This is a genomic window from Streptomyces sp. O3 (assembly GCF_054788135.1).
This window is the reverse complement of the sequence record NZ_JBTVYK010000016.1, coordinates 1-12,776: the sequence shown is the minus strand read 5'-3', so window position 1 is coordinate 12,776 and position 12,776 is coordinate 1. Positions and strand designations below refer to the sequence as shown.

The window sequence follows — 12,776 nt, the reverse complement described above, 5'->3', positions numbered from 1 at the left end:
CGGCGTGTACGGTCACTCGCGGTCAGAACGAGCCGGGGGCGTTGCTCATGATTCTTGTCGCGGTGTTCGGAGTGGCGCTGCTGGTCGCGGTGCTGTTGTCCGGGCTCGCGGCCCGGACGGTGCTGTCCGCCTCGTTCCTCTTCATCGACGGCGGGCGCGACGCCGCGCCCGCCGGGCGCTGACCGTCAGCTGAGTTCGGCGAAGTGCTCCACCGCGCGGGTCTTGCCGGTGACCACGATGACGTCGCCCTTGCCCACCACCGTCTCGGCGGTGGCGTAGGTGAAGTCCTCGCCGGGGCGCTTGATGCCGACGACCGTGACGCCGTAGGTGCTGCGTACCACGGACTCACCGAGCGGAACGCCGGTGGCGACCTCCGGTGCGACGGTCTTGACCAGGGCGTAGTCGTCGTCGAACTCGATGAAGTCGAGCATCCGGCCGGTCACCAGGTGGGCGACGCGCTCGCCCATCTCGTGCTCGGGCAGGACGACATGGTGCGCGCCCAGGCGTTCCAGGATCTGGCCGTGCTGGCGGCTGATGGCCTTCGCCCAGATGTTGGGCACCCCGGCTTCGAGGAGGTTCGATGTGACCAGGATGGACGCCTCGATGTCGGTGCCGATGCCGACGACGGCGCTGCTGAACTCGTGCACGCCGAGCTGTTGCAGCACCTCCATGTCGGTGCAGTCGGCGACGGCGGTGTGGGTGAGCGCGTCGCTGTTGCGCTGGACCAGTCGGGGGTCGGTGTCGATGCCCAGGACGTCCCAGCCGCGGCGCATCAGCTCATGGCCGAGCGAGCTGCCGAACCGGCCGAGGCCGATCACGGCGACCCGCTGTTCGCCCGGCTGGGCGTAGGTTCGGGCCAGCCGCTTGCGACGGCGGCGGCGCAGGGAGTGCAGGTAGTTACCCAATGACGGGTCGCTCCTCAGGTAGTTCGTAGCGGCGGGTCCGCTCCCGCAGCGCGAGCGCGGACACCAGGGTGATCGGGCCGAGTCGGCCGACGAACATCAGCCCGATCAGGATCAGATCCCCGACGGCGGGCAGGTCGGCGGTGATGCCGGTGGACAGACCCACCGTGCCGAACGCCGAGACGACCTCGAACAGCACGCTCTCGAAGGGGGCGTCGGTGACGGTCAGCAGCGCCATGGTCGCGCTGGTCACCAGGCCGACGCCCAGCAGCGCCACGGTCAGCGCCTGGCGCAGGACGTGCGGCCCGAGCTTGCGGCCCAGGATGGAGGAGTTGGGTTCGCCGCGGGTCTCCGCGACGATGGCGACGGCCAGCACGGCGAAGGTGGTGACCTTGATGCCGCCCGCGGTGCCCGCGCTGCCGCCGCCGATGAACATCAGGGTGCAGGTCAGCAGCAGCGTCGAGGGGTGCAGGGCCCCGATGTCGATGGCGTTGAAGCCAGCGGTGCGGGACATGGCCGAGTGGAAGAAGCCGTTCAGCAGTTTCTCGCCCCAGCCGAAGGGGCCCAGGGTGCCCGGATTGGTCCACTCCAGGACGATCGTGAGGACGGTGCCGGTGAGCAGCAGCGCGGCCGTGGTGATCACGGTCAGTTTGAGGTGCAGCGACCAGAGGCGGCGGCCGGTGCGGCGGCGCTTGGCGCGGTGGCGCAGCAGTTCCAGGAGTACGGGGAAGCCGATGCCGCCGAGGATGACGGCCCCGGCGATCGGCAGGGTGATCCACGGGTCGGCGGCGTACCGGGTGAGGCTGTCGCCGCGCAGGCCGAACCCGGCGTTGTTGAAGGCCGAGACGGAGTGGAAGACGCCGCCGTAGAGGGCGTCCGGGAGTGCCTCGTCGTAGGCGAGTCCCAGGCGCAGGGACAGGATGGCCGCGACCGTGAGCTCCACGGCCAGGGTGGTACCGGCGACGCCGAGCAGCACTCTGCGGACGTCGCCGATGCCGAGGCTTTTGGTCTCCGCCTGGGCGGTCAGCTGCATCCGCAGCCGCAGCCGTCCCGAGACCAGCAGAGCGAGCAGCGAGGCCATCGTCATGATGCCGAAGCCGCCGATCTGGATCAGCGCGAGGATCACGCCCTGGCCGAAGCCGGTCCAGTGGGTTCCGGTGTCCACCACCACCAGGCCGGTGACGCAGACCGCGGAGGTGGCGGTGAACAGCGCGTCCACCAGGCCGGTCGCGGTGCCGTCGGCGGTCGCGACGGGAAGGGTCAGCAGGGCGGCGCCGAGCAGGATGACTCCGGCGAAGGCCATCACCAGCGTACGCGCGGGATGAGCCGTGAATACCGACGCCCACGCCCGTGGCGTGAATGCCACCACTCGCTGACCCCTCTCGGACATACGTGCCGAACGCGTCGAATCGTTTCGGCCGCGACAACGGTAAGGGACGTATTCCGAAGATCTACGGGCCCGTCAGCGTATGAACGCCTTACTGACGGGCTCCATACGCGATTCTTACGCGCCCTGGACCGGGCGGCGACACGGCTCAGCCGTCAGTGGGTACGGTGCCGCCGTCGCGCAAGGCGCAGGCCGCGGCGAAACCGGGGGGCGCGGGGATGTCGGCGAGGGTCCAGCCGGGCAGCGGGAGCGGGTCGGGGCCGGTGCCGACCACACAGGCGGCGAACTCCGCGCTGGCGAGGCCGTCGCCTCTCCCCTTGAGGTAGGCCTCCTTGCGGGTCCAGCAGCGGGTGAAGGCGGCGGCGCGGGCTGCGGGCGGGAGCGCCGCGAGCTCGGCCTGCTCTCGGGGGTTCAGCGTGGTGGCGACGTCGTTCACCACGCGGTCGTCGGGGAGTTGCTCGACGTCGACGCCCACCGGGCGGTCCGCGAAGCCCAGCAGGGCCAGGTCCCCGGTGTGCGAGAGCGAGAAGTGGACGGGGGCGCCGGGCACGGCGGGCCGTCCGTGCGGGCCGCCGCAGCCGGGGCAGTCTTCCCGTACGAACTCCAGCGCGGCCGGGTCCTCGTCCAGATAGGCGCCGAGCAGTCGGCGCAGCGCGCCGTGCGAGGTGATGAACAACAGGCGGTCGCTCGCCCGCCTGAAGGCCGCGGCGCGGCTGTGCTCCTCGGCGCTGAGCAGCGGCTCGTCCCGGTCGGCCGCCGCCTGGTCGGCGGACACCAGCCACAGCTGCGGCCAGGGGCCCGCCTCCTGCCTCGCTCCCACCGGTGTGCGCGGCCGCGCTCGCCGGATCCCGGCCGCGGGCGCCTCCGCCAGCGGCAGCGCCGTGCTGGCCCGCGCCGTACCGGCCTGCGCTGTCCCGGCCTGTGCCGCTTCGGAGTCCGCCTGGGCGCGGGGGCTGGCTGGCATGCGTCGTTCTCCTTGAACCGGTGGCAGGCGGGACAGGGCCTGGGCGGGGGCGGTCCCCCCCCGGATGCCTCAGAGTTTAAGTGTCTGATGTTTAAGTGTCCGATTCGTTCAAGACGCGTGGGCGGGCGGCCGCCTACGGTCCCCGCATGACTTCTGCTCCCTTTACTTCGCTTACTTCTCCTTCGCTCACCCCGCGCTTCGATCTGATCGGCGTCGTCGTCTCCGACATGGCCGCGTCGGTCGCCTTCTACCGCCGCCTGGGACTGGTCTTCCCCGAAGGGGCCGAGAGCCAGCCCCATGCGGAGGCCGAGCTTCCGGGCGGCCTGCGGTTCGCGCTCGACGCCGAGGACACCGTCCGCTCGTTCCATCCCGACTGGCGGCCGCCGACGTCCGACGGCCGGATCGGGCTCGCGTTCCGGTGCGAGGACGCCCCCGACGTGGACGCGCGGTACGCGGAGCTGACCGACGCCGGGTATCAAGGGGTGCTCGCGCCGTTCGACGCGTTCTGGGGTCAGCGGTACGCCACCGTCGGGGACCCGGACGGGAACGGCGTGGACCTGTTCGCCCCACTGGCGGCTACGGCTACGGCTACGGCTACGGCTACGGCTACGGAACAGCGCTGACCAGGTCTGAGAGGGGTACGCCCGCCAGGTCGCGGAAGTCCCGCGCGAGATGGGCCTGGTCGGCGAAGCCCGCGGCCGCCGCGGTGTCCGCGTACGGCAGCCCCGCGCGGGCCAGGGCCAGGGCGCGCTGCAACCGCAGCACCCGAGCCAGGGTCTTGGGGCCGTAGCCGAACGCCGCCAGCGACCGGCGGTGCAGTCGGCGTGCGCCGATGTCCGCGCGGGCGGCGGTGTCGGCGACGCTCAGGCCCGCGTTCAGGTCGGTGACGACCCGGCCGATGAGCGGGTCCGGCGGCCCGCTGTCGGCGGCCAGGCGGAGGGCGAGCGCCTCCAGCCCGTCGAGCGCGGACGCCGGGTCGCCGCTCGGGGCACCGCCCGCGTCGATGCCCGCGTCGATCCGCGAGGCGCCGCGGCGGGCGGCGGCGGACGGCCACAGGTCCGCCAGGGCGACACGCTGGTCCCGCAGTTCCTGGGCGGGCACGCCCAGGAGCGCGGGCGCGGCGCCGGGAGCAAAGCGGATCCCGGCGACCGGCGCGGCGCTCGCCGCGGGTCCCGGCCGGTAGGCGCGCGTGTCGGGCCCGGCGACCAGAAGTCGGCCGTCGACCCACAGCAGGTCCATACAGCCGTCGGGCAGCACCGGGTAGGGCGGCGCGGTCGGGTCGGCTCTGGCGGTACGCGTCCAGAGCACCGCGCCCCTGATCCGCGACGGCCGCTCCCGGTAACCCATGTCAGGCCCCGCCCGTCCGGTGTTCCTGGGGGCTGAGCCCGTAGGCCCGCTTGAAGGCGGCGGACAGTGCGAAGGCGCTGCCGTATCCGACCTGGCGGGCGATCGCGCCGACCGTGTCGCCGGTGTCGCGCAGCCGGTCCGCGGCGAGCGCGAGACGCCAGCCGGTCAGATACGCCATCGGGGGCTCTCCCACCAGCGCACGGAACCGGCGGGCCAGCGCGGCCCGCGAGACCCCGGCCTTGGCGGCGAGGTCCGCGACCGTCCACGGGTGCGCCGGGTCGTCCTGGATGAGCCGCAGGACCCGGCCCACCACGGGGTCCCCGAGCGCCGCGTACCAGGCGGGGGCCGCGGCCTCGGGGCGGGAGAACCAGGCGCGCAGGGTCGCGATCAGCATCAGGTCGAGCAGCCGGTCCAGGACGACCTCCTGGCCCGGTTCGTCGCGCGTGATCTCCTCGGCCAGCAGGGGTGTGATCGGGCAGTCCCACTCCCGCGCCGACAGCGTGAGCACCGGCGGCAGCGCGTCGAGGAGCCGGTCGCTCAGCTCGCCGCGCATCTGGTAGGTGCCGATCAGCAGGACGACGGAGCCGTCGGCCCGGCCGCCCCAGGTACGGGTGCCCAGGTCGACGTAGTCCTTGATCTCCCGTCCGTCGGGCGTCGCGCACCGCCCGCCCGGATGGATCACCGCGCGCGGCTCGGTGGCGGGGTCGTCGGCGCAGACGTACGGGTCGGGGCCACGGGCGATCGCGATGTCGCCCGGTCGCGTTCGCAGCGGGGCTCCCTGGTCGGGGACGATCCAGCCGTCACCGCGCGCCTGGACGATCAGCGTGAGCGGGGCGCGGTCCTCGATCCGTACGGACCAGGGCGGGTCGAAGCACGCGCGCACGAGGAAGGCCCCGCGAGCGCGCGGGCCTTCGAGCAGACCGGCCAGAGCGTCCATGGCGGCCAGGGTAACCGCGCCCCGGCGTAGGGGCGGTCTCAGCCGGGAGGGGCGGAGGCGGACGGGACGGTTGGGTCACCGTCGCCGGTTCCGTCGTCGTCCTCCTCCTCGGTGACCTCGGCCACCCACCCGTACGGCAGCTCCCGGCCGTCGACGCTCAGGGCCTCCACGGTGCGCGTCGCGGGGTCGATGTCCGCCGAGATGCCCTCGCCCTCGTAGCGCGGATAGCCGGACGCACCGGCCCTCCCGGTGGCCCGCACGGTCGCGGCGCGCAGCGCGGAACCGTGCTCGGGATGCCCCTCGGCGTCGGCGAGCTGGGGTTTCAGCACAACGGTGAATCGACGCGGCGGTGTGCTCATGCTCCCGAGGCTAAGGGGTCGGGCGGTCACCTCGCCTGTTGTGCGCGTCCTGGCCGCCGTTCGCCGCGGGGTGCGAGGTGGGCGGCGGCGCGGGCGGGTGCGGGGGCCGGTGGGGGTCGCTCTTGCGTTTGGCGGGGGTGCGGAGCCTTCCGGTGACGTCGTCCGGCGGCAGGAACTGGGCCCAGCGCTCGGGGAACTCCGACGGCATGCCGGGGTCGTCGGGCCCGTCGGGATCGTCGTCGTCCGCGTCGGAGTCGTCGGAGTCGTCGGGGTCCCGGCCCGCGGCGCGGGCGGCGGCCTGGGCGACGACCGCGGCGGCCGCGGCCTCACGCGCGCGTTCGTTCGCGGCGCGTGCCGCGGCCGTGGCGATGGACGGCCACACCCGGTCGACGGCGGCGTTCACCGCCGCGCCCACCAGGACCGCGAAGGCCGAGACCCCGATCCACAGCAGGACGGCGATGGGCGCGGCCAGCGAGCCGTAGATGGAGGGGCCGTTGGCGTTCTCGATGGACCGGGTCAGATAGATGCGCAGCAGGAAGCTGCCCAGCACCCACAGGCCGAGCGCGACCAGCGCTCCGGGGATGTCCTCGACCCAGCGCGAGCGCACCGGCACCGAGACGTGGTAGAGCGTGGTCAGGAAGGCGATGCCGAGCATGCTGACGACCGGCCAGTACAGCACCCGTACCAGGTTCTCGCTCCAGGGCAGGATGTCCAGCACCCGGTCCGGGCCCGCCACCATCAGCGGCAGTGCGACCGACCCGATGAGCAGCGCCATCACGAAGAGCAGGAACGCCAGGAGCCGGGTCTTGACGATGCCGCGCACCCCGTCGAGTCCGTACATCACGGTGATCGTGTCGACGAAGACGGTCACGGCGCGCGAGCCCGACCACACCGCCAGCAGGAAGCCGATCGAGATCACATCGGGTTTGGCGCCCTTGAGTACGTCGTCGAGGATCGGCTGCGCGATGTCCTGGACGCCCTTTTCCGACAGGACCGTGCCCGCCGCCTCGATGATGTTCGCCTCGACCGACTCAATGGTCTCGACGCCCACCAGGGCGTCGACATAGCCGAGCAGGCCGACCAGGCTCAGCAGCAGCGGGGGCACGGACAGCAGGGTGAAGAACGCGGCTTCGGCCGCGAGCCCCAGGATGCGGTACTCGATACAGGAGTTGACGGTGTCTTTCAGGAGCAGCCAGGCGGTTCTGCGCTTTGACACGTTCCGGTAGAGACGTCGGGCCCGGTGGATCCGGCCGCCCGGCGGCCGCTCGGGGGGTTCTTTTGCCTGGTGCACCTGCTCACCGTAGCGGCATGGCTCGCCCCGCCCACATTCTCCGCGGGTGGCGGGGGTGGTGCTGCGCCGACACAGCACCACCCTCGCTCTCGGGCTCCGGTTGTCAGGAGCGCGTACACCGCGGAAGCGGCGTCGCCTTCAGCTTCGGTCAACCGCTCTGGCGTTCGCCAGGGTTGCAGGACGTTGCATCGTCCTGCGGGAAGGCCGTCCCAGGGCGCGCGGGCGTGGGGCGAGGATAGAGCCAGCCCACGGGGCGGTCACGGCAAGTGCGGGAGGTAGCGGTGCAGGACTCGACGATCGATCTGGACAGCATCACGGCGACGGGTACGGGCCGGGCCGCCCGGCTGCTCCAGGGCGTGTACGCCGCCGCGCTCTCCGGGCGGCGGCCGTCCGTCGGGCCGCGGCCGGTCATCGGCGCGTCCTGGGCGCGGCTGTTGCGCAGCGGTCTCGACCCCGACCACGACGTCCGGACCCGGCTGCTGGTCCGCGAGGAGGTCGAGGAACGGCGGCGCGCCTCCGGGCTGCGGGACCTGCTTCCGGTGCTGCGCGAGGGGCTGTTGCCGATGGCGGACGCCGCGCGGCACATCATGGTGGTCGCGGACGCGGACGGCCGGGTGCTGTGGCGCGAGGGCAGTTCGGCGGTGCTGCGGATGGCCGACGCGCACGGCTTCGAGATCGGCGCGGACTGGAGCGAGTCCACGGTCGGCACCAACGGCATCGGCACCGCGCTGGTGGTCCGCGACCCCGTCCAGGTCTTCTCGGCGGAGCACTTCGTCCGTACCCACCACGGCTGGACCTGCGCCGGGGCCCCGCTCACCGATCCGCGTGACGGGCGGCTGCTCGGCGTCGTCGATCTGAGCGGCCCCGTCGGCAGTCTGCACCCGGCGACGCTCGCGCTGGTCCAGTCGGTGGCCAGGCTGGCCGAGGCGGAGCTGCGTACCCGGCATCTGGCCGCCCTTGACCTGCTGCGCTCGGTGGCGGCGCCGCTGCTCGCGCGGATCGGCTCGCCCGCGGCGGCCGTCGACCCGAACGGCTGGACCGCGGCGGTCAGCGGGCTGCCGCCGGTCGACCGGGTGCCGCTGCCCAGGTCGTTCGGCCCCGGCCGGGCCTGGCTGCCGTCGCTCGGCGACTGCACGGTCGAACCGCTGCCCGGCGGCTGGCTGGTGCGGGCCGCCGCGCGGCCGGCGGGCGCGGGCGCGGTGGCAGACCCGGAAACGGGAGGTCTGGCCACCGGGGTCGTGCTCGACCTGAGCCGTCCGGGTCACGGCGCGGTCACCGTGTCGGGCCCGTCGGGCAGTTGGACCCATGAACTGAGCCCGCGCCATGCGGAGCTGCTCTATCTGCTGGCGACGCGCCCCGCGGGCCACACCGCGGCGCAGCTCGCCGACGCCGTGTTCGGCGACACGGGCCGCAGCGTGACGATACGGGCGGAACTCTCCCGGATACGGCGCTACCTGGCGGGTCTGCTCGACCGCCGCCCGTACCGCTTCCGGGAGGACGCCGCGGTCGAGGTGGTCCTGCCCCGGCGGCCGGACGAACTGCTGCCGCACTCAACGGCTCCGGCGGTGATACGCGCCCGCCAGCGCCCCGCCGACCAGGGCGCGCCCGCCGCGCCCTGACCTCCCCCGGCCCGGGCGCGGTCCGGTGCGCTTTCCCTGGGCGGTGGGCGGTGGGCGGTGGGCGGTGGGCGACGGTCGGTGCGTGCGGCCGCGTCGACGGGCGGCTCCGGCACGCGGCCGGGACCGGGACCTGTCCGGCGGATCGGGCCGCCGCGTCCCAGGCACGATCCGCCGGGCGAGGCTCCGGGCAAGAGCGTCCCGGAAGGGGCGCGAGGCGCGTCGGCGGGCTGCCCCGGTGGGTGGGACGCCGCGCCCGCGGCTGGCGTACCGGCCTGCCGTGGAGTGCTCAGGCTCCGACGGCCGTCAGCGTCGGGACGCGCGCCTCGTCGTATCTGGTCAGCAGCAGCCGGGCCAGCTCCGGGGCCGGGCCCAGCACATCGGCCAGCACGTCGGCGCCCGCCTCGCGGGCGCCGCGCGCGATGCGGTCCGGCAGGAAGCCGGGGGCGATGACGTACGGCGCGACCGCGACCCGGCGCGCGCCGGCGGCGCGCAGTTCCCGTACCGCGTCCTCGGTACGGGGCAGGGATGCGGAGGCGAACGCAGGCCGCACGGCACACCAACCGGTGCGCCGCCACTCCCGCGCGATTTCAGCGATCACTGCGATCGCCTCCGGGTCTGTGGAGCCCGCCGAGGCCAGCACGACCCCGGTCGAGCGCTTGTCGCCGGGTGCGAGCCCGGCGTCGTACAGCCGTCGCTCCAGCGCGTCCTGGAGCAGCGGCGACGGGCCGAGCACCTCGGCCTGGCGTACCGAGAGACGCGGCAGCCTGGCGGTGGCCTCGCTCAGTACGGCGGGGATGTCGGCCTTGGCGTGGAAGGCGCGGGTCAGCAGCAGGGGCAGGGCCACCACGTCGCGTACGCCGTCGGCGGCGAGCCGCTGGAGGACCTGGGGGACGGCGGGCGCGTTGAAGTCCAGGAAGCCCGTCTCCACGCGCAGTCCGGGGCGCTGCGCCCGCACTCGGCGTACCAGGGCGTGCACGGTCCTGGCGTGCCGCGGGTCGCGGCTGCCGTGGGCGATGACGAGGAGCACGGGCTGGCGCATCGGTGGTCCTCCCGTTCAGTTCCGTGCGGTGGCCAGGCCGCGGCCGCGCAGCACCCGGCGTTCGAGCGGGGCGAACACGGCGGACTCGACCAGGACGCCGACCACGAGGATGAGCAGTACGGCGGCGAGCACGAGGCTCAGTTCGCCGCTCTGCTTGCCCGCGTCGAGCATCCGGCCGATGCCCGGCAGCGGGGTCGCGGTGATCAGCTCGGCGGTCATCAGCGCCCGCCAGCCGAAGGTCCAGCCCTGGCGCAGGGCGGTGACCAGGCCGGGCAGCGCGGCGGGGACGAGTACGTGGAGCGCGCCCCTGACGCCGGTGGCGCCCATCGACTGCCCGGCCCGCAGCAGCAGCGGCGGCACCTGGTCGACGGCCGCCGTCACCCCGACGGCGATGGAGGGCACGGCGCCCAGCAGCACCACCGCGTACACGGCGCCTTCGGAGTCGCCGAGCGCGATCACGGCGACGGGCACCAGGGCGGCCGCGGGCAGCGACTGGACGGCGGACAGGATCGGGCCGAGGACGGTACGCAGCGGGGTGACGCGGGTGAGCAGCAGCCCCAGCGGTACGCCGATGGCGGCGGACGCGCCGAAGCCGACGAGGCAGCGCAGCAGGCTGTGCCCGAGGCCGGGCAGCAGGGTGCCGTCCGACCAGGCGTCGGCGAGCTCGCCCCAGACGGCGGCGGGGGCGGGCAGTGTGTCGGACCAGCTGAGCGTGTACGCGACCTGCCACAGGAACAGGACGGCGGCGACGGCGACCGCCGGGGGCGTCGCCTTGGCGAGCACCCGCCGGTAGGCGGCGGCCGCGGCGGACGGCGCGGGCGTCTCCAGCGCGTCGAGCCCCGACGCCATCTCGTCGACGGCCTCCCCGGAACCGGCGGAGCCGGCGGCTGCGGCGGGGCTGGTGCGGCCGGAGAGGCGGGCGGGGTCCGCGGAGTCGGCGGGGGGTGCGGTGGGTGGGCCCGCGGTTTCGCCTCGCCCGTGGTGCGGCGTGGCGTCAGTGGCGGGCATGGCGAACGATCTCCTCGTGCAGATGGCCGGTGACCTCACGGGCGAGGTCGGTGACCTCGGCGTCCTCGATCCGGCGCGGGTAGGGGATGCCGATGTCCCAGGTGTGCGCGACACGGCCGGGGCGGGAGCCGAGCAGCACCACGCGCTGGCCGAGCCGTACCGCCTCGCGGACGTTGTGCGTGACGAACAGGACGGTCAGTTTGCGCTCGGACCAGACGCGGGTGAGCTCGTCGTGCAGCAGGTCGCGGGTGATCGCGTCCAGCGCGGCGAACGGCTCGTCCATCAGCAGCACCTCGCTGCCCTGGGCCAGCGCCCTGGCCAGCGCGACGCGCTGCCGCATCCCGCCGGAGAGCTGGTGCACCCGCTTGCCGTACGCGTCCGGGAGCCGCACCAGGCGCAGCAGCTCTCCCGCCCGCTCGCGCCGCTCGGCCTTGGGGACCCCAGCGAGACGCAGGGCAAGTTCGATGTTCCGTCCGGCGCTCAGCCACGGGAACAGGGCGTGGTCCTGGAACATCAGCGCGGGCCGCCCGAACGGCACCCGCACGCTGCCCTGCGAGGGCTGGTCCAGGCCCGCGACCAGGTTGAGCAGCGTGGACTTGCCGCACCCGGACGCGCCGAGCAGGCACAGGAACTCTCCGGGCGCGACGTCGAGCCGGATGTCGTCGAGCACCACCTGCGGTGCGCTCGGGGAGCCGTAGGACTTCGACACCCGGTCCAGGCGCACGGCGTAGCCGTCACGGGCGTCGGCCGGGGCGTCGGCGTCGGTGCGGTCCAGGAGGGGCGGGGCGGTCAGTTCGGCGGTCACGGGAGGCGGTCCTCTCGTCGAGCCGGTGCGCCCCGAGGGGCGGCTACGGCTGGTCGGCGGGGCGGGGACTGCGGCGGCGGGTACGCGGCGGCTCGGGCGTCGGGGCCGGGAGCGCCGGTGTCAGGCGCGGCATCGTGCGACGCCTCCGGTGCCCGCGCCGAGGGTGCCGCTGCCGATGCGGCCGCCCTCCTTGGCGAAGCCCGCGTACACGTCGAGTCCGTCGCGTCGGTCGGCGGCCATCAGAAGTCCCAGCCGTCGTCGGCGGCTTCGGTCTGCTGCTCGGCGACGGGCTCGGCGGCCTGGGCGAAGGCGTCGCCCGCCATTCCGGCCGCCAGGGTCGTCCCGTCGGCGGGGTCGATCAGCAGGAAGGACCCGGTGCGCCGGGAGTCGGCGTAGTCGTCGACGGCGAGCGGCTCGGCGAGGCGGACCGCGATCCGGCCGATGTCGTTGGCGACCAGCTGTCCGGGGTCCGGATGCTGGGACAGGTCGTCCAGGGTGAGCCGGGACGGGATGTCCTTGACGATCGCCTTGACCGTGCGGGTGGTGTGCTTGAGCAGCACCCGCTGGCCCACCGTGAGCGGCGTGTCGGCGACGTGGCAGACGGTGGCCGTCAGGTCCTGGCTGGTGGCGGGGGCGTCGCCGGACGGGACCAGCAGGTCGCCGCGCGAGATGTCGATGTCGTCCGTGAGGCGGACGGTCACCGACTGCGGGGTCCAGGCCACGTCGACCGGCTCGCCGAGCAGGTCGATCGCGGAGATCGTCGAGGTCTTCCCGGACGGCAGCACGGTCACGGCCTCGCCGACCCGGAAGGCCCCGGCCGCGATCTGGCCCGCGTAGCCGCGGTAGTCGGGGTGCTCGGCGGTCTGCGGGCGGATCACGTACTGGACCGGGAAGCGGGCATGGCAGGTGGCCAGGTCGTGGCTGACCGGGACGGTCTCCAGGTGTTCCAGGACGGTGGGGCCGCCGTACCAGTCCATGTTCGCGGAGGGCTCCACGACGTTGTCTCCGGCGAGCGCCGAGATCGGGATCGCGGTGATCTCCGGGACGCCGAGCGAGGCGGCGTAGGCGGTGAACTCCTCGGCGATCGCGGCGAAGACGGACTCCCGGTAGTCGACCAG

At 74.0% G+C, this 12,776-nt stretch carries 14 protein-coding genes; 3 read left to right on the top strand and 11 right to left on the bottom strand.

The genetic code is table 11. The features are described from left to right. Positions 1-47 precede the first annotated feature (47 nt). Positions 48-182, top strand: a complete 135-nt coding sequence (locus ACX6XY_RS10440; protein WP_460328496.1) for a hypothetical protein — start codon at positions 48-50, stop codon at positions 180-182. A gap of 3 nt (positions 183-185) precedes the next feature. Here the strand turns inward: ACX6XY_RS10440 and ACX6XY_RS10435 are convergent, their stop codons facing one another. From ACX6XY_RS10435 to ACX6XY_RS10425, 3 genes are all read right to left on the bottom strand, one after another. Further along, on the bottom strand, positions 186-905 hold the full coding sequence (locus ACX6XY_RS10435; protein ID WP_460328494.1) for a potassium channel family protein: 720 nt from the start codon (positions 903-905) through the stop codon (positions 186-188). Beyond that, positions 898-2,205 (bottom strand): TrkH family potassium uptake protein, encoded by a 1,308-nt coding sequence (locus tag ACX6XY_RS10430; protein ID WP_460328492.1) that lies wholly within the window; start codon positions 2,203-2,205, stop codon positions 898-900. Before ACX6XY_RS10430 ends, ACX6XY_RS10435 begins: the two co-directional genes overlap by 8 nt. 232 nt (positions 2,206-2,437) lie before the next feature. Then, on the bottom strand, positions 2,438-3,253 hold the full coding sequence (locus ACX6XY_RS10425; protein ID WP_460328490.1) for a 4'-phosphopantetheinyl transferase family protein: 816 nt from the start codon (positions 3,251-3,253) through the stop codon (positions 2,438-2,440). 146 nt (positions 3,254-3,399) lie between these two features. Between ACX6XY_RS10425 and ACX6XY_RS10420 the strand changes: the two genes are divergently transcribed. Further along, entirely contained in the window at positions 3,400-3,876 is a 477-nt protein-coding gene (locus ACX6XY_RS10420; protein ID WP_460328488.1) for a VOC family protein, read from the top strand. On the opposite strand, the gene ACX6XY_RS10415 is transcribed toward ACX6XY_RS10420, so the two are convergent. The 4 genes from ACX6XY_RS10415 to ACX6XY_RS10400 are packed head-to-tail and all read right to left on the bottom strand — an operon-like array spanning position 3,860 to position 7,187. Further along, positions 3,860-4,600, bottom strand: a complete 741-nt coding sequence (locus ACX6XY_RS10415; RefSeq protein WP_460328485.1) for a helix-turn-helix domain-containing protein — start codon at positions 4,598-4,600, stop codon at positions 3,860-3,862. The two genes, ACX6XY_RS10420 and ACX6XY_RS10415, sit on opposite strands and share 17 nt — an antisense overlap. Before the next feature lies 1 nt (position 4,601). Then, positions 4,602-5,537: an AraC family transcriptional regulator gene (locus tag ACX6XY_RS10410; RefSeq protein WP_460328483.1), complete on the bottom strand. Its 936-nt coding sequence runs from the start codon at positions 5,535-5,537 to the stop codon at positions 4,602-4,604. A 38-nt stretch (positions 5,538-5,575) separates the two neighbouring features. Then, a complete protein-coding gene (locus ACX6XY_RS10405; RefSeq protein ID WP_460328480.1) occupies positions 5,576-5,896 on the bottom strand; it encodes a hypothetical protein in 321 nt (106 codons plus the stop codon). 10 nt (positions 5,897-5,906) lie between these two features. Beyond that, positions 5,907-7,187, bottom strand: coding sequence for a YihY/virulence factor BrkB family protein (locus tag ACX6XY_RS10400; protein ID WP_460328478.1), 1,281 nt, complete (start codon positions 7,185-7,187; stop codon positions 5,907-5,909). A gap of 281 nt (positions 7,188-7,468) precedes the next feature. Between ACX6XY_RS10400 and ACX6XY_RS10395 the strand changes: the two genes are divergently transcribed. Next, the gene (locus ACX6XY_RS10395) at positions 7,469-8,806 is read left to right on the top strand and encodes a helix-turn-helix domain-containing protein (protein ID WP_460328476.1); all 1,338 of its coding nucleotides are present in this window, start codon (positions 7,469-7,471) and stop codon (positions 8,804-8,806) included. Between the two features lie 286 nt (positions 8,807-9,092). Here the strand turns inward: ACX6XY_RS10395 and ACX6XY_RS10390 are convergent, their stop codons facing one another. The 4 genes from ACX6XY_RS10390 to ACX6XY_RS10375 form a co-directional block, all read right to left on the bottom strand. Next, a complete protein-coding gene (locus ACX6XY_RS10390; RefSeq protein ID WP_460328474.1) occupies positions 9,093-9,845 on the bottom strand; it encodes a sirohydrochlorin chelatase in 753 nt (250 codons plus the stop codon). Between the two features lie 15 nt (positions 9,846-9,860). Beyond that, a complete protein-coding gene (locus ACX6XY_RS10385; RefSeq protein ID WP_460328472.1) occupies positions 9,861-10,853 on the bottom strand; it encodes an ABC transporter permease in 993 nt (330 codons plus the stop codon). Beyond that, on the bottom strand, positions 10,840-11,628 hold the full coding sequence (locus ACX6XY_RS10380; RefSeq protein ID WP_460328673.1) for an ABC transporter ATP-binding protein: 789 nt from the start codon (positions 11,626-11,628) through the stop codon (positions 10,840-10,842). Before ACX6XY_RS10380 ends, ACX6XY_RS10385 begins: the two co-directional genes overlap by 14 nt. 269 nt (positions 11,629-11,897) lie before the next feature. Then, on the bottom strand, positions 11,898-12,776 hold an 879-nt coding region (locus ACX6XY_RS10375), incomplete at its 5' end, for an elongation factor 1-alpha C-terminal domain-related protein (protein ID WP_460328471.1).